The following is a 26,691-nucleotide window of genomic DNA, read 5'->3' on the forward strand; positions in this document are numbered from 1 at the left end:
AGTTGGTATTACTTTAACTTACCTTGTATTAGTTGTGCTAGTATAGGTAAGTGGCAATATGTAATAACAAGAATAAAATCATATGGATAAAATCTTAATTGTGGATGATAACCCTGCGGTGCTTGATGCACTGTCATTGTTACTAGAGCTGCATGATTATCAAGTGGTTACCGCGTGCTCACCGTTAGAAGCAATTAAAGTGGTATCGTTTCAGCAAATTGCACTAGTTATCCAAGATATGAACTTTAGTGCAGACACCACCTCAGGAGAGGAGGGGGCTGCGCTTTTTCACCAATTAAAAGCACTAAATGCAAAACTCCCTATTATCTTATTAACGGCTTGGACTGAGCTCACCATGGCGGTTGAGTTGGTAAAAGCTGGAGCGGCAGACTATCTAGCCAAGCCGTGGGACGACCAAAAGTTACTCACCACAATTGCAAATCTCGTCGCGCTTGGTGAGGCACATAAGCAAGTTGCAAACTTTGAACGGGCTGAACAAGAACGCCAACAGTTTAATCAAGGCGCGGATTTATGCGGGTTTGTGTATAAATCGGTGGCCATGCAGCGAGTCATAGATATGGCGCTGCAAGTCGCCAAATCTGATGTGTCAGTGTTAATAACCGGTCCAAATGGTAGCGGTAAAGAAAAAATCGCGGAAATTATTCAAGCGAACTCACCACTAAAAAACCAACCGTTTGTCAAAGTGAATGCAGGCGCGCTCCCAAGTGACTTAATCGAAGCTGAGCTTTTTGGTGCTGAGAGCGGTGCTTATACCGGTGCGAATAAGCAGCGTATTGGTCGCTTTGAAGCTGCTGATAAAGGCACGTTATTTTTGGATGAGATTGGTAATTTACCTCTTCCAGGGCAAACAAAATTGCTACGTGTTTTGCAAAGTGGCGAGTTTGAGAAGTTGGGTTCAGTCGAGACAAAAAAAGTATCGGTCCGTGTCATCTCAGCAACGAACGCGGATCTGCTAGCGGATATTCGAGGGGGGAAATTCCGTGAGGATCTATATTATCGCTTAAATGTCATCGAGCTAAACCTACCCGCGTTGTCACAGCGAGTGGATGATGTTTTACCTTTGGTCGCGCACTTTTTACCCGCAAGAGGGCTTACTTCGGATGCCCAGCAAGCATTATGTGAACACCCTTGGCCTGGAAACGTACGAGAGCTTGAAAATGCCTGTAAACGGGCGGCAGTATTGAATCCAGATGGCGAGCTCAGTGCGAAGGATTTTGGTCTTGATGTGCAGGCAAATACAGCACAAGTTAACGTATCGCAAACCATACGAGAACCCAGTAAAGAAGAATTGGAGCAGGCGCTCAAGACTCACCTTGGCGTGATTGCGAAAGTAGCACGACATTTCAACATGAGTAGACAAGCGCTTTATCGTCGCTTGCAAAAGTTTGGCATTGAATATTAAGGACAATAATGACGACCTCGCAGCAACATGCATTGATCATAGCCATCAGTATTATTATTGGCCTTATTCCTTTATGGTTCTTACTCGATGATCACAGTGGTTTCATTGTAATAGTAGTGGGCTCCGTCAGTGTTGCACTACTGTTGTATAAACTATTAATGCGTGAAAACAAAGCGGGGTGGGAGGCGCTAGAAGTCGGCTTGATGAACTTTAAGGATGGCGAATTTTCTACGTCCATTACCTATAACGCTAACAATGAACTCGGTAGACTGTGCCAGTTATTCAATGAAACAGCAAAGCAGTTGAGAGATGAAAAACAATGGATTTATCAGCGTGAGCTGATGCTAGATAAAGTGCTAGAGTCGTCACCTCAGGTACTTGTCCTTGTCGACTCACAGGATGTGGTGGTATTTGCTAACAATAGTGCAAAAACGTTTTTTAACTGTGAGCATCGCCTTGAAGGTGAGCGTTTTAGTAAGTTGTTATCCGGAGTTCCGGATGAACTTCAGCAAGCAGCAAGCAACCAACTTGATGGCTTGTTCTCAATACAAAGTAGCATTGGAGAGTCGCAAATGTGGCATCTCGCCAACGGTGAGTTATTACTCAACAACCACTTTCACAAATTATATATTTTTAAGCAATTCACTCGAGAGTTGAGCCGCCAAGAAGTGCAAGTTTGGAAGAAAGTGATCCGCATCATTAGTCATGAGTTAAACAACTCGTTAGGGCCTATTTCATCTATGCTGCACAGCGGACAGATCTTGGCTGAACGCGTGGATGAACCTAGGCTAAGTCGAGTATTTGCGACGATAGAAGAGCGCATTGTGCACCTTAGCGAGTTTGTTCAGGGTTATGGTAAGTTCGCCAAACTTCCTCTGCCAAACATTGAATCTGTGAATTTGCAGGTTTTGTGTGCGCGACTGCAAAGCCATTGGTCATTCCAGTATCAGCTTAATCAAATGCAATTACAGGCAGACACGACACAGTTAGAACAGTTACTCATTAATTTGATAAAGAATGCGACCGAGTCTGGCTCAAAGATAGAGGAAATCTGTGTTCAATCTGAGCAGCGCAGCGACGAAGCTTATATTTGGGTGCTCGATAGAGGCGAAGGCATGAGTGACACTGTGATGGCCAACGCCTTAATTCCATTTTACTCTACCAAAGCGTCAGGAACAGGGCTTGGTTTAGCGCTGTGCAGAGAAATTGTGGAAGCACACAACGGTAAGATCAGCCTCTATAATCGCGAAGGTAAAGGTTTGTGCGTCGAAATTCGGTTACCGAACAAATTATCCTGAGTTTAACTCAGGATAATAAACTTAAGACTGAGAACATCAATTATTTTGGTGGATCAATCGAATGATTAATGCTGGCGTTAACCCTAAACCACCCTGCAATTGAATAGCGCTTTTCGTTGGCAACCAGTACTTCATGAGGGAATTCATCACTTAAAAAGGTAACTAGCGTGCCATAACTGGGCAGCACCGTTGTGAGTATTTCGTCGTGATTATCGGGATTGAAAACGACTAGTTCGCCGCCATTGTCTGGTGCCCAAGACTGATTTAAGTACAATACCGTGGTCAAAATTCGGTTGGTCTTTCCCTTAAAGGCGTCCAAATGCTTTTTGTAAAACGCCCCTGGAGGATAAATGGCAAAGTGGCTTTCATAACTAAAGAGTCCCATAAACAGCCGTCTGTTTAAATAGGCTTTTAGCTCGCCCATGTAGTTGAGCCAAACAGATTCCAACTCATTGCTGCTATCTAGCCAGTGAATTTTATCTCTGCGAATTTTCTTATTTTGCTCGTGAGAGGCTAAACGACCAATTCCAGCTTGCTTAAAATCATCACTGCTTAGCTCTGCTATTCTCAATTCCAACTTGGATAAAATGTCGGGACTGACGAAATTTGGCAAAATACTAATGCCTGTGGTTTGTAAGTCCTGAGCTAATTTCTCGAACGGAAATTCTAAGTCTAAATCTAACAATAGCGGTGCCTCTAAAAAAGGTCTTTTTACCCCTTTGTTTGGTACCGATCCAGCGAGTTAATTTTACCTTGTCGATAAGCGAATTTTGTTAATGATGTTTTCGCTGGCGGCTTCGATTAAATCAAGCACATGTTCAAAACCTTGTTCACCACCATAATAAGGATCAGGCACTTCATGCTCACTCATGTCACCAAACGCTAAAAACAGCTGAACTTTATGCGCCAAGCCGGTAGGACAAATAGAGAGTAGATCGCGGTAATTTGAGTTGTCTGCGCACAAAAGTAAGTCGTAATCTTCAAAATCGCTGGGTTTTACTTGTTGCGCTGATATGCCTGAAAAGTCATACCCTCTTGCGCTGCCTGCCGTGACACTGCGTGGATCTGGAGGGTTACCTTGATGATAGCCAATGGTGCCAGCGGAATCGATACGGGTTGTTAACTCTGTTGCTGCGAGTTTGTGCTTTAATACCGCCTCCATAGTTGGAGAGCGGCAGATATTACCCATGCAGACGACTAAGATACTAGAAATTGCGCTCATATTGTTGTCCTTCAAGTACGCTTTTATACCAATAGTATTTATTCTCCAAGTCTACCGATTTTTTAATTCAGAGCAAAATATAAGATTCCGGCTAATACCAGTAGTATTCATTCACCCAGTCTAGCGATTTTTTTAGAGCAAAATATAAGGCGTCAGCTAATACCAACTTTATTAGGACGCCAAATTTAACTCGTTAGTTTGGAAGGTTTTCGTGAGGACCAAATACCTCATAGAATATTTGCTCGGTTTGTACACCGGCATTCATCAGTTGGGTTTTGATAAAGCGCATAAAGGCAACCGGGCCGCATAGGTAGAACTCTCCGTCTGTTAGCGGCAAAGTATCTTTGATTGCGTTGATATCCATCAGTCCGGAATGCGTATCGTCGGCTTCTGACTCCAACCAAGTAACCACATTAAAATCTCGGATATTGCTACCAAGCTCATTGATTTCTTGGTTGAAACCTAAGTCACTGTGAGTTTTATTCGCGTGTAAAAAGTGTGCTTCGACTTCAGGTGAATGTTGGCTATGAACACCAAGCATGCAAAGCATAGGGGTTATTCCAACCCCAGCGCTAATGTATACCTTTGGACTGGCTGTGTGTTGTCTGACAAAGTCTCCAGCTGGTGGAGTGAGCTTGAGGGTGTCGCCCGCCTTAAGTGTATGAAGATATTGCGATACGGTACCGTCGTGTTTAGTAGAGATCCTAAGGTACGAACCATTGGGCGCAGCAGACAAAGAGTATTGGCGGATCTGCTGAAACCCTGCCACTTCTTTTGGTACAAAGACAGAAACAAATTGTCCTGCTTGGTAATGAGGTAGGGCTTTACCGTCGACAGGCTTGAGATAAAAGCTTTTAATATTTTCAGTATTGCTTATCACCTTTTCAATTGTAAATTCACGCGTTCCTTGCCACCCACCTTGCTGCTCAAGCGCGGTTTGGTACAGGCCATGCTCTGCGGTGATAAATAAATCGGCTAAAAACTGGTAGGCACTAAGCCAAGCTTGCTCTATTTCGTCTGTGAATTGCTCGCTGAACTCGGCTTTGAGCGTTGCAATTAAATGCCGGCCAACAATAGCGTATTGCTCAGGTAAAATCCCAAGGCTAACGTGCTTATGGTTGATACGTAAAATGGCGTCACTGAGTACCTCTGGTTGATCAATGTAATTGGCATAGGCCGCTAATGCTGCAAATAGTGCCAACGGCTGTTTTCCCGAAGCCTGATGGGATTGGTTGAATACCCCTTTTAACTCTGGGTGTTGATTGAACATGCTATGATAAAACTTGGCGGTGATCTCGGGACCGACTTGAGCCAATAGCGGTGCACTTTGTTTTACCAACTCAATCGTATTTTGGGTAAGCATTAATATCTCCTGTTTGAGAGTAGAGTTAACCTATTCGCCCATCGACGCGTTTTTGTATCAGCATGGGCGCGAAGGTTATGGAAAAAAGCATAAAACCAAAAACCCAAGCCACGGCACTTAACAGCCATGCATTGTGCGGGTTTATAAAATGAATAAGGAAGGCGCGGATAAGACCTGATACCGCGATACAGATAAATGCCAGTGTAGTTGTCGCGCTTACCTGTAATAGCCGGCCTGTGTGGCCCAAGGTAACGCGAGTCATCATGGCTAAGATCATTAATCCCATGCCATTAATTGCCACTAAGTGAAGGTGGCTGCGCAAATGCTCTGGTGCAAAGGTGTTGTTGTATGCGCTAAGTATTAAACCCACTGCGATTGCACAATATGACAGGTACAGTGACCAAAGCAGTGGTACGTTAAATAATTTACCGTTAAACCAATAAATTGCTCTTATCGAATGCAGTAGCCCAAGGAGCAGAAGTGCAGCACTTAAATAGTGAGTATTTTGCATCGTAAACTGCAGGATATAGGTGAAAACGCAGATGATGGCGAGGTAAAAGATCGCCCTGTCTAACCTTGGAGTATGTGGCTTTTGTGCTTGCTGCAATCCTCGGGCAATAAAAAACGGAATAACGCGGCCACCCACCACACCAATCAACAGCATGTAAGCAATAAGTGTTGCTTGGCTTGCAGCGCTTAGCAATGAGAAGTGCTGGTTGTGAAGTAAAATTAAAAATACGATGTTGCAGCCACACAACATGCTTACAGCAAAAATAAAAACACGATTGTTTTTGGATTTTGCATCAACAATTACGGTCGTTAAATTGATTAGTACAATGAGCCAAAAACTCAGTTGTAGTAGCAAGGTGATGATGATTGATGAATTTGCCACAAAAAAGCTCAGCCTAGCGGCACACCAAATAATACAGAGTGACAGCAGTGCGCCACCATGTAATGTCTGTCTTTGTGTCCAATTTTTTGCAGCGGTTAGCAAAAATCCGGCGACGACAGCACCGCCAAAGCCAAATAGCATCTCGTGGGCGTGCCAATAGGTCGCTGGGTAATCATTACGCCAAACAACATTGCCATTGAGCAATAAAGCCCACACAGAAATACTCACGACAGCGAATAAGCCCGCGAGTAAAAATAGCGCTCTAAAGCCGAGCATCAACACGGGCCAAGTAGATGGTAAATACCAACACACGGCTTTTGGACTGGGCTCTTCTAGCTGGATTAAGCTCATTTACTTAACCTCCAAACCTAGGTGGTATAGACAGACAAGGCGGATGACGTAGGCAAGCTTAATCAAGGCGGCCAATACTATAGTACTAATATGTGCTGCAATTTGTGAGAAGAGGCTGAAGCTTTCAACGCTAAAAAAACTCACTTGCAGTGACAGCATAAACGCTGCGAGTGAAGTGAAAATGGCGATGTTGCTATATCTTAAAAGTTGGTATGCACGGCTCATCGTTAACTCTGCGAATGTTGATATATAGACTGCACATTGCAGGTGTCACGCCAACTTTAAAATGCTATATAAATCATTGTATTAGTATTCTATTATTGATGTTTGAGTCAAATTGACCTATCTTAATTAGTGTTTATTTGAATAAATTGAGTCTTTTTGACATGAATTCGTTAGCGCTCTCCAAATTGCTTGAGCTTAGTATGTCGTTATCACGACTTTCGTTGGCGCAAGAGGGTCGCGAGGTTAAGCAATACGCTAAGTCCTTGCTTTCAGCATTGAGTCAATCTGTTACCGCTGATGCCATCGCCATTCTTTATGGCGATCAGCATGCATTAACTATCCTAGCTTGCAATGGGTTGAGTGCGGACGCTGTTGGGCGGCAATTTTTGCTTACAGAGCAACCTAGATTGATGTCCATTTTCGAGTCTGACGAACTAGTTAGTTTTCCTGCCAATAGCGACTTACCTGACCCTTACGATGGTCTGTTGCTCGCCGAAGAAAGTCGCTTACCAGTGCATGCCTGCATGGGATTTAAGGTCGCGCTGCAAAGTAGCATCTTATTGGTGACGTTTGATTGTCTTAAACCGGATAGCTTTGAGCACTTGTCTGAGGTTTATATGAAAACCCTACAAGCAATTGTCTCAAGTAGTGCATTACGTATGTTTGAGGCTGAGCGCCTCTATGAGCAAGCACGTGCATCTACACTTACCCAATCTCAAAAGTCCGTTAAAAAGCAAATTTTAGTAGGAGAGAGTGCGGTGATGCACTCGCTTAAATCAGAAATTGAACTGGTTGCTGGTTCTGAATTTAATGTGCTTATTCAAGGTGATACGGGAACGGGTAAAGAGTTGGTAGCAAAACACGTACATTTTAATTCCCAACGAAATGACAAACCGTTTATACAAATTAACTGTGCGGCGCTTCCTGACTCGATAGCAGAAAGTGAACTCTTTGGTCACAAAAAAGGGGCGTTTACTGGGGCCGATAAAGACCGGTTAGGCAAGTTTGCAGCCGCGGACGGCGGCACGCTGTTTTTGGATGAAGTTGGCGAACTGAGTTTGACTTTACAGAGCAAACTATTACGTGTGCTGCAAAGCGGTGAGGTGCAAGCGGTAGGTGCTGACCGCATTCATATTGTGGATGTTAGAGTGGTTGCTGCGACTAATCGTGATTTAAAAGAAGAGGTGAGACGCGGAAAATTTAGGGCTGATCTTTATCATCGCTTGAGTGTGTATCCTTTATTTGTTCCTCCACTGCTCGAAAGGCTAGATGACATCCCGCTGCTGGTTGGGTTCTTTTTAGAGCAGCTAAGAGGCACGCTCAACGCAAAACAAGTGGTGATGGATAGGCAAGCACTCAGTCGGTTAATGCATTACGATTGGCCGGGTAATGTCAGAGAGCTTGAACATTGTGTCAGTCGTGCAGCGTTAAAAGCTAAGCATCAACAGTGGCAGGCTAATATCATTGAGATCCATGACATAGACATCGCGCCTAAACACCATCAACAAATTCAGCAGGCTGAGTGCATTACCACGCAAGAGAAAGCACCTCCTGTTGCCATGAAATTCGCCGTTGAGCTACTACAAAAAGACATGATCGTTAACGCGATGGAACGTCATGGGTTTAATTGGTCGGCAGCTGCGAGAGAGCTGGAAATGGATAGAGCAAATTTAGTTCGACTAGCAAAGCGTTTAGGGTTGGATGTTAAAAAGCAGTTGAGTTAAGCAGCCGGAGCTGCTTTTATAAATTTCAATAAGTTAGCATGTTTCTTATTCTGAGTTTTGATTGAATACAAGCCGTTCAAAAAATGAAACCCTAAATGTAATGAAAATTGTTATTAATACTCTTATAAGTTGTTTATTTTAAAAGGGTATATTAAGAAAACTGTTATTTTTATTTAATCTTGCGAAGAATAAATATTGAACTAGGGTTATAGGGCGTCACTCGACATTATTAGGGGGCCCTATGCAGGGTAATAAGCAAGTCATAACAGCGCTAAATCAAGTGCTTACGCTAGAGTTAACATCGATAAACCAGTTTTTTCTACACGCAAGAATGTTCAAAAATTGGGGTCTGGAAGAGCTAAACGAGAAAGCGTATAAAAAATCTATCAAGGATATGAAGCAAGCTGATGATCTTATCGAGCGCATATTATTCCTTGAAGGGTTACCAAACCTCCAGCATTTAGAAAAGCTACGAATAGGTGAGCACACCGAAGAAATGATGGCGTGCGACTTAGCGTTTCAACTCGATCAGCTTCCGACATTGCGCGATGCAATTGCGCTGTGTGAACATGAACAGGATTATGTTAGTCGAGAGCTACTTGAAGATATTCTTGAATATGAAGAGGGCTATGTGGATTGGCTCGAAACACAACACTTCTTAATCAAAAATACTGGCATTGAAAACTATCTGCAATCGCAGATTGAGGGGTAAGTTATGCAAGGCAATTCTACCGTTATCGACTTACTCAACAAACAACTTACGCTTGAGCTTTCTTCGATGGATCAATATTTGGCGCATGCCAAAATGTATGAAGATTGGGGACTGGAGAAGCTACACCATAAGTTATCTCACGAATACGAAGAAGAGCTCGATCACGCTAAGCGGATCACGGAGCGCATTTTGTTTTTGGAAGGCACGCCAGATACCGCTTCTCGTGCGCCGATCCACGTCGGTACTGACGTGAAAGAAATGCTAGAAAATGATTTGGCTGCGGAAATTCTGGTAAAAGATCACTTGAAAAAGGTGATAGCAGTGTGTGAGCAAGCGCAAGATTATGTTACCCGTGAAATGCTCGAAACCCTGTTAGATGACACCGAAATGGATCACATTTATTGGCTTGAACAGCATATCAATTTAATCAAACTAATTGGTTTACCAAACTACATTCAGAGCCAACTTGCTAATAGCCCTGAATGATCCCAACCACCGCGCCTATCTTTGGGTGCGGTTTCTTTGTGTGCCATGCATTGTCTTGCTAATTTATAACGAGCAAGGTATTCGCTATAGAATTAAGCAATCACAATGATTTGAACTAAAGTTTAGTTATGTATTGAGTGATTAGTAATACGATGAAAATATTATTACTGTTTTTCTGCCTCCTGAGCTCGGTTTGTCTTTCAGCAAACTCCAAGCAAGTGCTTCGTATTTATCATGACGCTGATTATTCTAATTTAAATGAGTCAGCCGAAGCGATAAAAATGGGATTTCTAACCGCATTAGATGAAGTAGATAATCAAATCCAAGGTTATAAGGTTGAATTGGTGGCCAAAGACCATCGTGGTAATAGTAATCGTAGTTTGCTTCACTTTAAGCAATTTTTAAAAGACCCGAATGCCTTACTCGTGCTTGGTGGTGTTCATTCTCCTCCTTATATTAAATTTCGTAAATTTATCAATGAGAGTGAAGCGCTGCTGTTGGTTCCTTGGGCCGCTGGTGGGCCAATTACAAGATACCCGAGTAAGGATAATTGGATTTTTAGGCTTTCTGTGGATGACACCAAAGCGGGTAAAGTACTCATCAATTATGCAAAGCAACAAGGTTGTGTTGCTCCTCATTTACTCCTTGAGGATACCGCATGGGGGCGCTCTAATTACGACACATTGCTAGAGGAATATAAAACGGCCAAGCCTAACAACGCGCTGCCTGTATCTTGGTTTAACTGGGCAACACAAGAGAATGAAGCACGGATCATGGTCCATAATATTATTGAAAGTGAGCCGCAATGTATCATTTTTGTTGGTAATGCGATTGAGGGCGCAGAGTTTGTAAAAGCCATGGCAAGTATTGACGAGGCGCAGCGCCTGCCCATTGTTAGTCATTGGGGGATAACTGCGGGTAACTTTTTTAAAGTGGTTGGGGATAAGCTATCTGCAGATGTCTCATTGGCGGTCCTACAAAGCTGTTTTTCTTTTGAGAATAAACCATTAAGTGCGTTTTCGGCACGGGTATTTAATCGTGCAAAACAGCTTTTCCCGACCGAGTTTGCCAAGCATGGATTTGTTCAAGCAGCTCCCGGATTTATCCATGGCTATGACATTGCCAAGCTTCTTATTGCGGCAGCGGAGCAGATAAAACTGACAGATTCAGTCGCCACCAACAGAGCCTTATTAAAAAGCGCATTTGAGGATTTGCAATCGCCGGTCAGCGGCCTAGTAAAAATGTATCAACGGCCTTTTAGTGTCTGGAGTGATAAAAATGATTCAGCCCATGAAGCGCTAACCGTGCAAGACTTGTGTATGGGGCAATACCAGTCTAATGGCAGCATTAAACTAGTTTATAGTTACCCGGGGTCGCATTGAAAACTAAACTTACCTTAACGAGTAATCGCGCTTTTTACACCTTTTTAGGACTAACGGCTATCGTTTCACTTTTGCTCAGTGCACTTTTTGTTGGGCTGAGAGCAAACGTCATTGTCGAAGACTTAGTAAGAGAAACAAATGAAACCCAAGCTCAACTCGCAGTTAACAACTTAACTCAGTATCTTGAGAGCCGTAAGCAGATACTCTCTGATCTTTCTCTACATCCTATTATCGTAAATGGTGCGATGGGTACAGGGCTCTCCGCTGCTAAGCTACGAGACTTTATGCGCAGTTTTCAAATTATAGGTAGAGAAGAAAAGTTAATGGTGATCAATGTATTGGGCGATGTTGTTTACGCAAACTTTGATTCTCATGAAGTGTTAGACCAAAAACCAAAGTGGCTCGATAAAGTGATCAATGCAGAGTTGGTCAGTGCGATAGATCTCACTCAGGTTGGCAACCTGCACTATTTCACAATAGCAGTACCGATTTACTATAACGGCTTTGCTGAGGGAGCACTTATTGGCGAATTTTCTACGAGTTTAGAGAGTCTGCTTAGCTCCTCATCATCCACATCTTTTCATAGCATTGGTTTAAAAGGCAGGTGGATTAACTTTTCTAACACCCAAAAAGTTGAAACTTACTTTAGTGTAAGCAGTCTCGATGTTGGCTCCACCGATTTAGTATTAGACTATCGAGTAGAGAAAAGTCAGGTCACTGACGAAGTGAAAATATTTGTGTGGGATCTTATTGGTGCTATTGCTTTTGGGCTATTCCTATCATTTGGCTTGCTCTATTTGTTTGGTAAGCAACTTCTGTTAAATCCATTCAAAAAACTAGAAGAATCGAGGACAACACTCAAACGCAGTGAAGAGCGATTTAAACTTGCAATATTTGGTAGCGATGATGGCCTTTGGGACTGGGATCTTGAGCGGAATGCGGTGTTTTATTCAGATAGATTTAAATCTTTACTAGGCTTTTCGCAAGAGACACAAGCTTTATTCTCTGCGCATATTTCTAGTTTATTTGACCGAGTCCACCCTGCAGATCTCCCCAATTTAGAAAACTCAATTAAGTTTCATATGACGGAAGAAGAGCCTTTTGGTGTCGAGTGTAGAATAAAAACGAGGCAAAACAGCTATCGCTATTTTTGGCTAAAAGGTGCCGCGGCGCTTAAAGATGGACAAGCGAAGCGGATAGTTGGCTCACTTTCGGATATTACCGATCAAAAGCTTCATCAAGAAGCGCTGAAAAAGGCCAAGGAACAAAATGATTTACTCGCTCAAGCAATAGAGTGCGCAAATGTCGGCATAACGATTGTTGACGCGACTAAGCCTGAATTGCCAATCGTATTTGCGAATAAAACATTTCAACAAATCACCGAATATGGTGATGAGGTACTGGGTGAAAACTGTCGTTTTTTGCAAGGTGAACATACCCAACAGCAAGCGTTAGAGGAAATCAGGGAAGCAATAATAGCTCACGAATTCGTCAAAGTTGAATTGATCAATTACACCAAATCTGGAAAGGCATTTTGGAATAGTTTACAGATCTCTCCGGTGTTCAACGAACAAAATCAATTAACTGCATTCGTTGGCATCCAACAGGATATTACCGCTGCTGTTGAAGCGAAAAAAGAGCTAGAACAAGCGAAGCAAGCGGCGGAACAGGGCGCGCAAGCTAAAAGCGAGTTTTTAGCGTCAATGAGCCATGAGATCCGCACACCAATGAATGGTGTAATAGGCATGTTAAGTCTGCTAGAAGATGAGCACCTTACTCAAACTCAACTACATAAAGTGAGTCTAGCAATGGGCAGTGCCAAGTCGTTATTAAATCTCATCAACGATATTTTAGATTTTTCTAAAATTGAGGCGGGTAAGCTTGAACTTGAGTCACTAGATTTCGATGTTAGGGCATTACTTGGCGAATTGATTGAATCCGTTGCGTTGCAAGCACAGAAAAAGGGACTTGAACTTATTCTAGATGTAACCCAACTTGAAAAGCCATTGGTGCAGGGGGACCCGAGCCGCATTCGACAAATAATCACCAACCTAATTAGTAATGCAATCAAGTTTACCGAGCAAGGCGAGATCATCATCCGAGCTTGGTTTAGTGAAGTGGATAATAAACTGAGATTTCATTGCTCAGTTGAAGATACCGGCATAGGGATACCAGAGGACAAAGCGGATAGGCTTTTTGCTAAATTCTCTCAAGTTGATGCCTCTACGACTAGAAAGTATGGAGGGACTGGACTGGGGCTTGCCATTGTCAGACAACTCTGTGAATTAATGGATGGCGATATCGCCGTTAGTAGTCGGTTTGGACATGGTAGCCAATTTGAATTTTTCGTGACGTTGATCCATGGCGATAATACTCAATTCGAAGCTGCAAAAATTGATTTACAAGGGATAAAAATACTCCTAGTTGACGATAACCTCTCAGCCTTGACGAGTTTGGAATCTCAATTGAGGCACTGGGGGGCGGATGTGTATAAAGCCAGCTCTGGAATACAAGCACTCTCGCTGTGTGAAGCTGAATACCAACGTGATAAAAATGTGTTTGATATCGCCTTACTGGATATGACGCTTAGAGGCATGTCGGGTGAGCAGCTCGGCGCTGCACTAAAAAATGATAAGCGATTCAAAGCGATAAAACTTATCATGATGACGCAAATGGGTACCAAGGGGGATGGCCAGTTTTACGCGGAGCGTGGCTATTCAGGCTATTTTCCAAAGCCCGTGACAACTAAAGACCTTTTTGATGCGTTAACCATTTTAGCTGAAGATGGCAAGGCGCTGGCGAATGCGAAACCACTGGTTACGAGTCACTATCTGAAACTGGTAAGAAAGGCGAACGAAACCGAATTTACGTGGCCAAAACCTTGTCGTATTCTACTGGTTGAGGATAACAAGGTGAACCAAGTTGTCGCATTAAGTATGCTCAAAAAATTGGGGATAACCCATATTGAAGTTGCCGAAAACGGACTGCTTGCCATTGAACTGCTCAAGTCACATCAAGATGAATGTCAATTTGAGCTAATCTTAATGGATTGTCAGATGCCTGAAATGGATGGCTATCGGACTACCGAGTTAATCCGAGACGGAGCCGCAGGTGAGAGTTATCAGGGAGTAAAAATATTAGCCATGACAGCCAATGCAATGTCCGGTGATAGAGAGAAGTGTTTAAATGCAGGCATGAACGATTACCTCACGAAGCCCATTTCGGAAGTGCCATTGAGCGAGAAACTACAATATTGGCTATACAAAAGCGAATACGCTTCCACAGACGATACAGAAGAAACGACTTAAGGGGGTAACTGAAGCAAATTGGCAATATTTTCTATCTATGATAATCTTTACTGTATATAAAAACAGTTATCTGAATTTGTGTTGAGAAAAGAATTACCCGCCAAATATTACTTAAGCCACTTTAGTGAGCTTAGCGATTATTTACTTAAAGTATGTCAACCGCTATTAAGTAGTGCTCAGCGTGAGCTGCTGGCTGAGCTACACCGCTTGCCTGAAGATGAATTGTGTTTGTTAGTGCGGTTTATTTCCCGCAAAATTCCTTTTCTGGATATCAATTCACTGCGCTACGAAGAGATCAATAATATTTGTGAAGTCGCGTTTTCATTAAAAGCAAAGGGATTACTTCGTCAGGTACAACAAGACGACTTTCAAGCGCTGCTGCATTGCTTAACTAAACCATGTTTAATTGAACTTGCCGAGCGAGAGAATTTAACTACACTGCCAAATAAATCGGCAAAAAAATCGCTCTGGGTAGCGTATATCAATCAATCTGTCTGCGTTGAACATCTAAATACACAAGAATACCTATCCCAGTATCTCACGCTCTCATTTCAAGCCGATATCGACTACTTTCTATTTTTGTACTTTGGCAAGGTAGGCTTTAGCTTAGCGCAATTTTCGATGCGAGATCTTGGTGTAATGAATACCAGGAGCGCTGACGCCGCTTACCATGCACATTTTGAGCAAAAAGCAGAAGCCGTGAGCGCGTTTTATTATGCAAATGCACTCAGTGAGCTCAAAAATGCCCCTGAAGATGAATTAGTGTGGCGTGCTAGACAGGCCGCAGCGCAACAATTGCCAAAGGTTGATGGGCAATATGCTGTGACTGCACATGCAAAGTACCTGTTAACGCTTGCCAGAAAGTTAGGTCCTGAATTTTCCCATTTTAAAACCTTACTAGGTATGACTGAGCACCCTCAAGCTTGTGAGATGTTGATACGACATAATTATAAACAAGGTGAAGTTGAGCTGGTGCGAGAGCAATTAGAGCGCATTTTGCAGGGGGAAAGCGATGAAACATTGATGATCTTCGCGGAAGACTTTTATCAGCGTAAATTTAACCAAAAGCGCACTTCTGTACTTACGGATATGCTAAGAAAAAGTCAACCAGCGATCCAAATTGATGAGGCTTTTAAGGGACAAACAGAAGCTGGCGTCATTGCTTATTATAAACGGCATGGCATCGAGGCCTATCATGTTGAAAATGAAATTTGGCTGGCCTTATTTGGATTGACCTTTTGGCAAGAACTCTTTTATCACCCAAAAAGTATCGTTGCTAATGGGTTTTCTAGAACTCCGCTGGCGTTAAAAGAAAATCGCTTTTACAACGAATTTGAGGAGGAGATTGAATGTCGCTTAGCGAGTTTTACAGATACTTCTGCTTGGGTGAACTGGCTTCTACGCCAGATGAGCGAACATTACGGAGAAGCTAATCGGTTGTTTAATTGGCATGATAAGATGCTCGACTCAATAAAAATATTATTGTCTTACTTGTCAATTGAGGATGTCAAATCTGTTTTAAGGCTAATGTGTAGTGATTTTCATCTGATGAAATCTGGTTTTCCCGACCTGATGATAGTCGACGAAAAAGCGGGCTTAAGGTTTGAAGAAATCAAGGCACCTGGAGATAGTCTTAGCCGAAGTCAGCTAGTTAACATTTCTAAACTCTTGCAATGTAATATTCCCACGCGACTGCAAACCGTTGAATGGCATATTTGCAAAGAGCAACCTTATGTCGTTGTTGATATTGAAACCACCGGTGGCAACAAAGAGTTTGATCGCATTACCGAGGTAGCCATGGTAAAAGTGGTTAACGGCGAGGTCGTTGCTAAATGGCAATCACTTGTTAATCCGATGCGTCGTATCCCACAAAAAATCACTGAACTGACAGGGATCACTCAAGCAATGGTGAGTGATGCTCCAAGTTTTTTTGAAATTTTGGAGCAAGTTGAGCGGTTTAGCCAAGGTGCTATTTTTGTCGCGCATAATGTGAACTTTGATTATGGCTTTATTCGGCAGGAGTTTGCTCGAGTCGGCCGAGAGTTTACTCGTGCGAAGTTATGTACTGTGCAGTTAGGCCGAAAGTTTGTGCCGGGCCTGCGCTCATATGCGCTAGGGGCATTTTGCCAAGCGATGAATGTACCTTTGGTTAATCATCACCGGGCGATGGATGATGCTTATGCTACAGCTGAAATTTTCATTGAAATCAACACCATAAGACAGGAAAAGTAGCATGTCAGCGGTTCGTTTAATGCATCAGCAGATGGGCCTCTTTTGGGGCGCAGGCGTGTGGTTAGGGGCGCTTTGCGTATCTAAGCTACCTTGGCAAGCGGTTATTTCTGCAGCGGTGTTGTTGGTTATTAATTTATTTATATTTGCACTTTTTTGGTGGGATAAGCGCGCTTCAACGCTTGCTCAATCACGCATTCCTGAGCGTAATTTACTACTGTGTGGGTTACTTGGGCTCAATATTATCACACCAGTGGCAATGTATATGCTCAGGCATAAAACCATCAAACCTAGTTTTAATTTTAAGTTGTTGATGGTGCTCATAATGCAGACTATTGTATTCGGTATGCTGTTTATTTGGTTATTTATATAGGCCCTAATAAGCTAATAGAATTTTTTATTGATAAATTTTCTTTATTGACTAATTATCAGTAGGATAATTGGTATCAATGAGAGAACAATAATGAACAAACTAGAGACGTTATTAAGTCAGTATGCCATGTATCATCGCAGCAAAAGAAACATTCTGACTCACTTTTTTGGGATCCCGTTAATTGTCATTGCTGTTGTGGGTATGACTTTTATCCCGCTATTCAGTGTATCAGGAGTGACCATCACCCTTGCCGCGCTGATAGGGGTCGTTTTATGTGGCTATTACCTGATGCTATCCCCCATTTTTGGGCTCATGATGAGCGCCATCATACTGGCTTTTTATTTTCTTGTTCAAACGTTGAGTCCGCTCATCGTTAATGCAGGAATAATGACGGTATTGTTTTGGGCTGGTGTTTTCTTTGTAGGTTGGGTGTTACAGTTTATAGGGCATTATTTTGAGGGAAAAAAGCCTGCGTTTGTCGATGATTTGATTGGTTTAGCAATTGGACCACTGTTTGTACTTGTAGAGCTTTTATTCGTATTGGGGCTATGTAAAGAGCTCGAAAGCAAAATAGTGAATAATGCTGGAGAGTATAAGGCATAGGTAAATAGTTGGGCAGAAATGCTATTTCTGCCCAACTAACAATATCGCTTAAGTTGTCATGCGAGTTTCTAATTTAGAGCCTTTTATTATCGTGATATCTTGGCAATTCAATCTTACTCGACCACAGCGAGTTTCTAATAAAAAGGTTGCTTCTGGGTAATCTTCGCCACCAGAATCGACAAATTGCTTGCGTGCGCGGTGAACCATAATGTTCATATGGTTTGTTTGTACGCCGAGTGCTTTTGCTAAGTCATCGCGGTAAACCCAACCTTGAACATCCGATTCAAGGCCAGCATCTTTATCTTGGATCCGAGTTCTGGCAAGCAGCAACAGTAAGTAGTGATGACTTCTGACACCTAAATCTAGGTGTTTATCGTCAACACTTAGTGTTAATTGGGTATCTTCTTCGTCTTGACTTACATTGAACTCTAGCGCCATTGGCTTGGCAGCTTTTTGGCATTCAAGGTGCTTAGTTACAGCGATTGTCGTGGCAGAAAAAAACATCCATTGGTCGTTCATCAGCGATACAATACTGCCATCTATTAAGGCTTGTCGATCTGAGGTATTGAGATCTTCTAAAAACCAATAGTTGAGCAATTTATCATAGTAAATGATGTGTTTAGGATCATCTTCACTAGGAAGTAGAAGTTGATTCGTTACTTCTACTACTTTTTGGTTGTTTGACTGAGAAACTAGATATTGACACTCTGTTTGCAAGTTCGCCGCCACAAACGAGTTTTGACCAGGTGCTGCAAAATCAATCTTATCATTTTCGAATAGCTGATACGGCAGGTTCTTGTCGAGCTTTTTATCGTTTATCCAGATGCCGTTTGTACTCACATCTCTGATAAACCATTTGTTTTCATTGAGTTCGATAATGGCGTGATGTCGCGATACTCCCGGCTTGTCTATCAAGGTATCTACACTATATTTATAGCGGCCTACCGTATGATAGCTTTTAAGATAGACTCGTTCGAGTTTCTGTTCGTCGATTAAATAAGCCATAGTTAGTTCCGTATAACTTTGATGAAAATTACATGCTTATACAAAATAGATATCACAATTCAGCAAGGCGTAAATTTCATCTATATCAATGTATAAGTGCCGTGAAGCATACAATTTTATTTCCTTCTACTCAATGATAAAGACCCACGAGGTGGGTCTCGTTGAGGGAAGAATTCACCAGTACTTATCGTACCGGCTTGGTCTAATTTGGAATTACAGTTTTTCTAGTTTGACGCGGAACTCCAATGCCTAAACCAATTGTTTGATATTAGGGTGATAAATCCTAGCAAACATCTTCAGTCTAATTCGTTTGCTTAAATTTAGCTATTACACGGCATTACACTGAGATTACAGGAGTTTTAGACTTCATTGACTTGAATATATTCACTGTATAAACCATATTTTAATTAGAGAGGAGTGAGGTTAGCTCTCATGTGCTCGAGTTTTCGTAATCTCTCTTACTTTTCCAGTTACCTAAAATAATTTTTTACTGCCTTTGCACTGGTTGTTCTTTTTATTTTTAGTTGTGGATTGTTCACAGCAACATAAAAACCAGACTTTCGAAGAGCTTTATAGAAGCAGGAGTATAAAATGGGCCAATACAAAGCGTTAAAAACCGTTAAGTTGGAAGGGGTATTTCAGCTTTGTGATCACTTCGATTCAGAACCTTTAAATATGGACAGTAGTGCGATTAAGGTGGTGACTGACTTTACTCGCAGGCAGCCTCAGGTGATAGCAAAAGACGTCGATATTGATCATGCTTTATACATGATGAAAAATGGCCATGTGCGCTCAAAGCTCGTTGTCGACGAAGATGATAATTTCTTGGGAGTGGTAAACTGTCGCGACCTTACGGGTAGAAAGGTCTTAAGTGTTGCCCAGCGAAAGCAGGTGTCGAGAGAAGATGTGTGCGTTGAAGATGTGATGGTGAGTAAAGAAGAGCTCTACGCTGTTCCCTATGAAATGGTTGCTAAAAGTACAATAGGAGATGTGCTTGAAACCTTACAAAGTTTAGGATTGCAGCACGTTTTATTGGTTGGTTCGGAAGGGCTCAGAGGTATGATCTCAGCTAGTGACATCGCAAGAGCATTGCATATTCCAGTGAGTATTTTGCAAAAACCGACTTCATTCAAAGAAATCTTTGGGGTTGTTAGCGGTAAGGAAGACTTAGCGAATTAGGTTTTATTATAACAGGTCGTGTTGTTTTCACCGGAAAAGTTTAGCGCTTAACAATATGACAACTTGGTAGATCCTGTTCATTCTCCTAGCTCCTAGGTGTGGTTTTTAACAAACCACACCTTCTGAAACCTTATAGGCTTTCGTTTTGTAGGTATTTAATGGCCCCTCTAATTGCTGCCACTTGACCCGCGATACAGTTTTCTGGTGTTGCGTTTTGACCATCAGGGTAAACTTCTGTTGTTGTTACAAAAGCGGCATTTGTCATACCCATACATAAACCTAGCGCAGTACCGTCATAATTAATCACACCGTGCTGTTCTAAATCAACACCGATTAACTGCCCATGGTCATCTGCATCAGCAATCTGTGTTACCGCAGCTACTTCTTCGATAATACGTTTTTGAAATTTAGCTTCCGGTTTTTGTGTATGTCCGACTAAATAGAAACCGTCAGGAATGTTCCAATTATGATTCTCTTTACCATCTCTTGCTGCCAATGCTGGGCGGAATTCTGAGTTGTCGGAATCTGTGGTTTCGTGTAAATCAACATGACACAGAATATCCGCTGCTTTCTTATTGACAAAGTCTATTGCTGATCGAGACTCAGGCGCTGGACTATCCGCATAAAAAGAGCGATTAGGGTCAACGGCTTCTGGGTTCCAGCGGTTTATCGTTTCATAGCCCCAAGGACTCAAGCAAGGCAAGATAATGAAATTATAAGCCTGTTCATATTGTTGTGCTTCTGATTTGGCAAAAGCAAGAGCACCATGTACACCGCTTGTTTCGTAGCCATGCACGCCACCGGTAACCAGTATGGTCGGTTTGTTTTGCTGCCAGTTTTTTGTTGTTAATGCATATAGAGAATAAGTTTGGTTGGGGTAGTCAAGCTGACCATACTCGGTGACGTCAAAAGTGTGCTTGAGCGCTTCTATTTGAGTTACGACTTCTTCAGAATATGAGCGTTTTATCGATTGGTTTTCTAACCACAATGTTTTTTCTTTTGAAGTCCAAGGTACGCCGAGCGTACCTATAGCATATTGTCTTTGCATAATAACCTCGTTATAAGTTTAGGTTATCTTACTCAATGCCTCGTTTTGAAAGCAACTTTATGAGACTTACTACACGCGAATAAGGATAGAATTAAATGTACCCGAGTAGTTTAAGGCTATGTTGTTGCGCAAGATTGGGTTTGAAAGACCAGATCCTTAGTTCTCCGGTTGTAAGATAAAGTTTGGTGTAACTAAACCATAGTAATCCTTCTACGGAAATTTTTTCCACTTCTTCTGCTGGAATATAGTGCTTTTGACCTAACAAGCTGTGATAAACCACACCTTGATTGCAGATGATTACTCGGCTTTGACCACTGAATATTGCCCATAGCCCTGTAGCAATATAAAACATGATTGCCGCAGATAGCGTTAATTGGACAAACGAAATCATGCTAATTCTTTCAGACACTATTAAAGTATCTAAGATAAGCAAGCTAAGCGCGATAATAGAAAGGGAAATGAAAAATGATAAGTTCATTCCTAATTTTAACTCTTTCATTGTTGTTCCTATTTTTCTTTGATTGATTTTGAGAGTGTGCAAATTATTTCAACAAAATGAATCAATTGTGGAGGTCTAGAACTTTTCTTACTAATTCAAACTTTAAGATTGATGCTTTTTGGGGAGGCTGGTTCTTTATTCGTATGTATTGGTGCTTGTGACCAGCATACGTAACCCATTTTAGCGATACAGACCGTAATGTTGAAGGAGTTTGGATGCTTCTTATATTGTGAAAAATAAAATGTAATAAGTTGGACTCGATAGTCCTTTTGACCTTTAACAAGCTTTGGAATGAGGTGTAAATGAACTTGCACTTTTTTAATATGACAAATGGAAAAAGTTAGCATATGTTTAAACATTAGCGTTTTTTGTTCCGTCTTGAAATATCTGTGATCTTAATTTGCAGAAAAGGGTTAAGGAAGAATTATGAAATTTGAACAGCTATTAAACCACTTTGATACTGGTGTTTGCGTCGATCAGATGCAAAAAGAAGCTCTAATTGATATCGCACTATTGTTTATTGGTGTTGACGGTGTCATCAGCGAAAGTGAAAAGCATGTTGTGCGAAAGTGGGCAAAAAGCCTACATTGGAACTCTGCAATCGCATTAGACGATTATATTGAAGACAGCCTGTCAAAGTCTGTTGTTGCGATAAAAAATAATGATATTGAAGCTTATGTGCAACACCGCATGAATAACATTATTGATGAACCGATGCGTAAACTTGCGAAAGATCTAGCCGTGCGTGTTATTGAAGCTGATGGCAATGTGAAACAGGCAGAAAAGGAGGCACTCGCCATTCTTGAGGCGGAACTATAACATTGTTTTATTTGCGAACTAAGTGGACCTAATTTGTCTAGTAAAATGCTTAGGTCCACTGATATTTAAGAGTAGTTACTGATTAGGCTTTAATGTACGCATACATTAAGTCCTGTTTCACTTTGATTTCTCATGTTTGAGAAAATTGCTGTATTAGGCGCGTTTGCTGCTCGATTTGAGTCAGCAATTCTTGACTTAAAATAAAAGATTTCTCGCCGTGCTCCGTGCCTTTCTCTGCGAGCGTAGTCACGCTGTCAACGTTTATGCTTATCTGTTTTACCACACAACTTTGTTGTTCAATGGCGGCGGCAACACTGCGATTTAAGTCGGCTAGATGCATCACATGGTTTTGAATGGTATCAAGGCTTGAACCGTTATTTTTTGCAAGATCAACACTTTGATTTGATAAGCTATTACTTTTTTGCACTGACTCAACAGCGGAGCTGGAAATATCATTTAGCTCTTTAAGTAATTGCGTGATTTCTTCTGTGGAAGTTTGTGTGCGTTGTGCAAGTGTGCGAACTTCATCTGCTACAACTGAGAATCCTCGCCCATGTTCGCCCGCTCGGGCGGCTTCAATTGCGGCATTTAACGCAAGCAAGTTGGTTTGATCGGCGATAGAGTTGATAACACTAAGGATATTTTGAATTCGATCATTACCGGAGACTAAGCGGTTCACGGCATTGTTCACTTCCATTAAATGCTCATCAAGGTAGTGAATCGAGTCGATGACATCCTTTACTGCGGCTTTACCACGCCCAGCCTGTTGTTCTGAGTTATTAGCCGCATCAGCAGCGTGGTTTACGTTTTCTGAGAGCTCGTCAATCGTTTGTGAAAATTCGTCCATGCAAACGACCATTTCTTTTGCCTCGCTTGTTTGCTGCTTTAGTAGTTCAGCAACAAATTGGCCGCTTTGTGTAGTAAGTTTTGCATTTTCACTTACTCGAACGGACACGTCGTTTACTCTGCCCACCACCGCAGAAATTTTTGCCTTCTGCATTTCAAATGCTAGTGTAATATCAGCAACCCGATCGCGAGATTGACCGTATACCACAGACATTAAATCATTATCAAAAATCGTTTTGGCTTGTGTGAGCAAAGCTTTATATTTAGAGCGAAAACGTGCGGTTAACGCAATTGTGATGAATAGTAGAGTCAAAGGTAGCAGCGTAAACCAATGGTTGTTTAATAGCGATGCTAGAGGCAAAGTTATCGCGATGAAAAGCAATAACATAAATGAGAGGCGAGTGCTGTCATAGCGACTCGTTTTTTGTTGGCTATCAAGAGTGCGATAAGCATTTTCTGCGCGTTTAATTACCTCGGGAGAAGGACAAGTTCTTACAGATTGGTATTCAACTATGTTGCCTCGCTCGTCTTTAATGGGAGTGACAAAAGCGTTTACCCAATAGTAATCCCCATTTTTTGTTGAGTTTTTAACAGGTCCCATCCAAGATTGGCCATTTTGAATGGTAGACCACATATTTCTAAAAGCCGCTTTTGGCATATCCTGATTACGAACTAAGTTGTGGGGCTGACCAAGCATTTCTTCAATGCTAAAGCCTGATATGTCACAAAAAGATTGATTTGCGTATGTAATTCGACTGTCCAGATCCGTTGTTGAAAGCAATACACTGTGCTTGCCTAACTTTATTTCCCTACCCATTATTTTTGACATTTGTTTTTTATCTCGGTAGCTAAAGACAAGGCGAAATATAAATCTAAGACTTTATAGTCAGAAGGTTTTTTTACCCGAATTGCGCTTTAATAACGTGTTTTCTGACCAAGATCAGGTTTATCTTTGGTTACCTCATTCGAGGTTAATTTGATTGTGATGCATCAATAAATTCAACCAGCTTTCATGTTATTGAGTGTAATTAAAGGTGGTATGGAATTCGCTTTAGTTACAATCATTAAGCTGAAATTGCGCTAATGTCGGCAGATTTTTCTTAGCTGATTTACTCGGTCGGTAATTTCTACTTATGTTTGTAATAAAATAGGGGGAGCCACCAGTGAAAAATGCGACACTTTACCGAATGCATACCTCATCGCACATTTGCCCTTTTGGTCTCAGAGCTAAGGATTTGCTTTCACGAGAGGGTTTTTATGTAGACGACAGAGTGCTCAAGTCAAGGGAACAGACGGATGAATTTAAAGCCACTCATAGCGTTGACACTACACCACAAATATTTATTAACGATGAACGTATTGGTGGCTATGAGGCGCTGCGTCGATATCTAGGTAAGCCGTCACATAAGGAAAAGAAAAGCGTATACTGGCCAGTACTTTCGATATTTTTAGTCGCTCTGCTGGTCACATTCGCGATACAATTTCCTGTCAATAATCTTGTGGAATGGGTAATGCCCTTTATTGGGTTTTCCATGCTGTTACTCGCGGTACAAAAGATACGCGATGTTCATAGCTTTACAAACTCCTTTATCACTTACGATTTGTTAGCGATGCGTCACCTAAAATACGCGTATGCTTACCCCTACTTAGAGTTATATGCCGGCGTTTGCATGCTAACAACTTTGCCAGCCATTTATTATGCACCAGTGGCAATATTCATAGGGTTTATAGGCGCAATCTCAGTGTTTAAGGCCGTATATATTGATAAAAGAGTGCTCAAATGTGCATGTGTTGGTGGTGACACTGATGTGCCTTTAGGTTTTATATCATTAACCGAAAATGTGGTTATGTTTGGTGCAGGGTGGCTTATGTTGCTCAGCTATTTTAAGCTAACCTAAAGTTCGAATAAGACCTGCTAGGCACTAAAGGGCTACCAACTGGTAGCCGTCACAACTAGCAACCTAGTGGTGCGCTAAGACCGCCGACTCGACCCTCAATGTCGGTGGCTTTATAGCTTGGCAGGCTAGGTAGGATATTCAGGCCTGCTCTTTGTTCTACTTCGTCAATGGTTACTTCTGTTTTGCAGTAATCAAGGTATCTTCCAGAAGTTTGCTCCATGATAAAAGCAGAAGCCTTCACATTTGAGCCAGCTATTGTGACGACGACCTTAAAATAGCCTGACGGAATAGTGTGAGATTCATCAGCACCAGGCAAGGTAGCAAAGTAATATTCATACAAGGGACCCGTGAACACATAGGCATTTTCGCCCGTTCGCACTAAACTTCTCACTGCATTCTCTAATTTAACCCATGGACCCTGATTAAGGTTTGATGATTGTGGGGTAATGTTCGAGAGATAGTTAGTATCGCTCCAATTGGATGTATTGGAAAACGACGCCAAAGGCACTTGATGACCTCTATCTGTATGGATAGTTGCCCACGCATCGCTGTAGTCACTTGGCTCTAGCGTGTATCTACTTGCAATTTTAGGGTCTGATTTCCAAGTTCTAGAACGGCTTGGTCCGTCAATTGTGCTTGGTGTGACTTTGTATGCTACCCAGTCCGCAAACTTTGTTGCGCGATTATTGCTAAGCACATATATAGGTCGCTCAACGATATCATTACTTGATGGTGTGCCAGTTGGGCAACCGTAGTTGCTACATATGTTGGTGTTTGCATTTGCAGTCGCACTGACTGCAAGCATGAGTATTGCGAATTTCATTTTAATCTCCGTGCTTAATTGAAAGTCACGCAATACTAGGTTGGTTATTTGTCAGTATTATTACCTTGATGTAAATATATTGTGTTTTTTGATTGCTGCTGTTAGTTGAAAACTACTGTGAAAGAACCGATTTATAAGGCGTTATAGCTATAAATTATGTTAAGAATCCCTCATTTTCATTTTACTAATTAACTGGAAAATAGAGGTTAGGAGCAGAGCCTACATAATGGAATAGGCACAAATAATCCAAGCCTGAGTAATGCATGCCTTTTGGTCTTGTCACGTAGAGTACTGGAAGTAGAAACTACACTGTTTGAAGTTTAAAGTGAGAGGTTGTGTCGGGAGAAAGCATTTAATAGCCGACATCAGCGATATGTTTTGGTGTTCTTATTTCGGCAAATCAATCTATTCAAGCTGAATTAGTCATCAGAGTCATTCGTTTTTGAAGGCTTTGCCTCTGACGAGGAATTTTTCTTACATTGTTTTAAGGCGTTGACATTGAAAGGAGTCGCTAGCGATGCTCATTGAGGTGAGCTTCTAGTACGTCAAAGAAAACAAAGTTCATAAGTCTGAACAGGAATAGCGAACGAAAATTGGAAAAGTTATATTACTAAGATACTAATACAGCGTATTTTACGAACGGAAATGAATGAAGTTAACTTATTGAATAGAGTGTAGAAAAACTGGTCGGCATAGCAGGATTTGAACCTGCGACCCCTGACACCCCATAAAAATTAACTGTGTTCAAACGTGTACAATCATGAACATACGTGACCCCTCGTGAGGTATCCGAATAAAACCTAACATATTGCTGTTGCTAATAATTGCGCTGTAAATTATACAGTAAGCGTCGCCTGAACCACACCTAGCTACTGAATACGCTCAGCCTATAAAGTACAGCTCTGACCTCAATTCGGAGCTGACCATGCCTAAACACAAAACCGCAGAGCAATGGCTGAAACTTATCGAACAACAGGAACTCA

At 41.8% G+C, this 26,691-nt stretch carries 22 protein-coding genes; 13 read left to right on the forward strand and 9 right to left on the reverse strand.

The window, feature by feature from the left end; translation table 11 throughout:
• Positions 1 to 82: 82 nt before the first annotated feature.
• Together L3V43_RS16895 and L3V43_RS16900 are read left to right on the forward strand one after the other, a co-directional pair.
• Complete coding sequence (locus L3V43_RS16895) at positions 83 to 1,423, forward strand: sigma-54 dependent transcriptional regulator (protein WP_237116954.1); 1,341 nt, start codon at positions 83 to 85, stop codon at positions 1,421 to 1,423.
• 8 nt (positions 1,424 to 1,431) lie between these two features.
• Positions 1,432 to 2,721: an ATP-binding protein gene (locus tag L3V43_RS16900; protein WP_237116953.1), complete on the forward strand. Its 1,290-nt coding sequence runs from the start codon at positions 1,432 to 1,434 to the stop codon at positions 2,719 to 2,721.
• Between the two features lie 40 nt (positions 2,722 to 2,761).
• On the opposite strand, the gene L3V43_RS16905 is transcribed toward L3V43_RS16900, so the two are convergent.
• The 4 genes from L3V43_RS16905 to L3V43_RS16920 form a co-directional block, all read right to left on the reverse strand.
• Entirely contained in the window at positions 2,762 to 3,406 is a 645-nt protein-coding gene (locus L3V43_RS16905; RefSeq protein WP_237116952.1) for a 2OG-Fe(II) oxygenase, read from the reverse strand.
• Positions 3,407 to 3,469: 63 nt separating this feature from the next.
• Positions 3,470 to 3,943: a low molecular weight protein-tyrosine-phosphatase gene (locus L3V43_RS16910; protein WP_102058596.1), complete on the reverse strand. Its 474-nt coding sequence runs from the start codon at positions 3,941 to 3,943 to the stop codon at positions 3,470 to 3,472.
• 193 nt (positions 3,944 to 4,136) lie between these two features.
• Positions 4,137 to 5,306, reverse strand: coding sequence for an NO-inducible flavohemoprotein (hmpA, locus tag L3V43_RS16915; protein ID WP_237116951.1), 1,170 nt, complete (start codon positions 5,304 to 5,306; stop codon positions 4,137 to 4,139).
• 25 nt (positions 5,307 to 5,331) lie between these two features.
• Positions 5,332 to 6,549 (reverse strand): NnrS family protein, encoded by a 1,218-nt coding sequence (locus tag L3V43_RS16920; RefSeq protein ID WP_237116950.1) that lies wholly within the window; start codon positions 6,547 to 6,549, stop codon positions 5,332 to 5,334.
• A 386-nt stretch (positions 6,550 to 6,935) separates the two neighbouring features.
• Here L3V43_RS16920 and norR point away from each other — a divergent pair, with 386 nt between their 5' ends.
• The 8 genes from norR (at position 6,936) to L3V43_RS16960 (ending at position 17,591) form a co-directional block, all read left to right on the forward strand.
• On the forward strand, positions 6,936 to 8,498 hold the full coding sequence (gene norR / locus L3V43_RS16925; RefSeq protein WP_323054437.1) for a nitric oxide reductase transcriptional regulator NorR: 1,563 nt from the start codon (positions 6,936 to 6,938) through the stop codon (positions 8,496 to 8,498).
• A 241-nt stretch (positions 8,499 to 8,739) separates the two neighbouring features.
• Positions 8,740 to 9,210, forward strand: coding sequence for a bacterioferritin (gene bfr, locus L3V43_RS16930; protein ID WP_130165333.1), 471 nt, complete (start codon positions 8,740 to 8,742; stop codon positions 9,208 to 9,210).
• A 3-nt stretch (positions 9,211 to 9,213) separates the two neighbouring features.
• A complete protein-coding gene (bfr, locus tag L3V43_RS16935; protein ID WP_039491612.1) occupies positions 9,214 to 9,696 on the forward strand; it encodes a bacterioferritin in 483 nt (160 codons plus the stop codon).
• Positions 9,697 to 9,848: 152 nt separating this feature from the next.
• The gene (locus tag L3V43_RS16940) at positions 9,849 to 11,078 is read left to right on the forward strand and encodes an ABC transporter substrate-binding protein (RefSeq protein ID WP_237116948.1); all 1,230 of its coding nucleotides are present in this window, start codon (positions 9,849 to 9,851) and stop codon (positions 11,076 to 11,078) included.
• Complete coding sequence (locus tag L3V43_RS16945; RefSeq protein WP_237116947.1) at positions 11,075 to 14,386, forward strand: response regulator; 3,312 nt, start codon at positions 11,075 to 11,077, stop codon at positions 14,384 to 14,386. Before L3V43_RS16940 ends, L3V43_RS16945 begins: the two co-directional genes overlap by 4 nt.
• Positions 14,387 to 14,464: 78 nt before the next feature.
• Positions 14,465 to 16,618 carry an exonuclease domain-containing protein gene (locus L3V43_RS16950; RefSeq protein ID WP_237116946.1) on the forward strand — a complete coding sequence of 718 codons (2,154 nt, stop codon included), beginning with the start codon at positions 14,465 to 14,467 and terminating at the stop codon, positions 16,616 to 16,618.
• A gap of 1 nt (position 16,619) precedes the next feature.
• Positions 16,620 to 16,988, forward strand: a complete 369-nt coding sequence (locus tag L3V43_RS16955) for a DUF1294 domain-containing protein (RefSeq protein WP_010607536.1) — start codon at positions 16,620 to 16,622, stop codon at positions 16,986 to 16,988.
• Positions 16,989 to 17,078: 90 nt separating this feature from the next.
• Positions 17,079 to 17,591 carry an Mpo1-like protein gene (locus tag L3V43_RS16960; protein WP_102058604.1) on the forward strand — a complete coding sequence of 171 codons (513 nt, stop codon included), beginning with the start codon at positions 17,079 to 17,081 and terminating at the stop codon, positions 17,589 to 17,591.
• 48 nt (positions 17,592 to 17,639) lie between these two features.
• Here L3V43_RS16960 and L3V43_RS16965 read toward each other — a convergent pair whose 3' ends face one another.
• Entirely contained in the window at positions 17,640 to 18,596 is a 957-nt protein-coding gene (locus L3V43_RS16965; protein ID WP_010374789.1) for an FHA domain-containing protein, read from the reverse strand.
• Between the two features lie 591 nt (positions 18,597 to 19,187).
• Here L3V43_RS16965 and L3V43_RS16970 point away from each other — a divergent pair.
• Positions 19,188 to 19,775, forward strand: a complete 588-nt coding sequence (locus tag L3V43_RS16970; RefSeq protein WP_010607539.1) for a CBS domain-containing protein — start codon at positions 19,188 to 19,190, stop codon at positions 19,773 to 19,775.
• Positions 19,776 to 19,905: 130 nt separating this feature from the next.
• Here L3V43_RS16970 and L3V43_RS16975 read toward each other — a convergent pair whose 3' ends face one another.
• Positions 19,906 to 20,823: a M14 family metallocarboxypeptidase gene (locus tag L3V43_RS16975; protein ID WP_206471095.1), complete on the reverse strand. Its 918-nt coding sequence runs from the start codon at positions 20,821 to 20,823 to the stop codon at positions 19,906 to 19,908.
• Positions 20,824 to 20,914: 91 nt separating this feature from the next.
• Entirely contained in the window at positions 20,915 to 21,322 is a 408-nt protein-coding gene (locus L3V43_RS16980; RefSeq protein ID WP_010607541.1) for a hypothetical protein, read from the reverse strand.
• A gap of 426 nt (positions 21,323 to 21,748) precedes the next feature.
• On the opposite strand from L3V43_RS16980, the gene L3V43_RS16985 reads away from it, so the two are divergent.
• Positions 21,749 to 22,141, forward strand: coding sequence for a hypothetical protein (locus L3V43_RS16985; protein ID WP_010607543.1), 393 nt, complete (start codon positions 21,749 to 21,751; stop codon positions 22,139 to 22,141).
• A 130-nt stretch (positions 22,142 to 22,271) separates the two neighbouring features.
• On the opposite strand, the gene L3V43_RS16990 is transcribed toward L3V43_RS16985, so the two are convergent.
• Positions 22,272 to 23,816 carry a PAS domain-containing methyl-accepting chemotaxis protein gene (locus tag L3V43_RS16990; RefSeq protein ID WP_227387838.1) on the reverse strand — a complete coding sequence of 515 codons (1,545 nt, stop codon included), beginning with the start codon at positions 23,814 to 23,816 and terminating at the stop codon, positions 22,272 to 22,274.
• A gap of 358 nt (positions 23,817 to 24,174) precedes the next feature.
• Here L3V43_RS16990 and L3V43_RS16995 point away from each other — a divergent pair, with 358 nt between their 5' ends.
• Positions 24,175 to 24,885, forward strand: coding sequence for a MauE/DoxX family redox-associated membrane protein (locus L3V43_RS16995; protein ID WP_227388115.1), 711 nt, complete (start codon positions 24,175 to 24,177; stop codon positions 24,883 to 24,885).
• Positions 24,886 to 24,940: 55 nt separating this feature from the next.
• On the opposite strand, the gene L3V43_RS17000 is transcribed toward L3V43_RS16995, so the two are convergent.
• On the reverse strand, positions 24,941 to 25,708 hold the full coding sequence (locus tag L3V43_RS17000; RefSeq protein ID WP_010607546.1) for a DNA/RNA non-specific endonuclease: 768 nt from the start codon (positions 25,706 to 25,708) through the stop codon (positions 24,941 to 24,943).
• Positions 25,709 to 26,691 lie beyond the last annotated feature (983 nt).

Origin of the sequence: Pseudoalteromonas sp. L23 (genome assembly GCF_021728455.1) — a bacterium.
Taxonomy (GTDB): domain Bacteria; phylum Pseudomonadota; class Gammaproteobacteria; order Enterobacterales; family Alteromonadaceae; genus Pseudoalteromonas.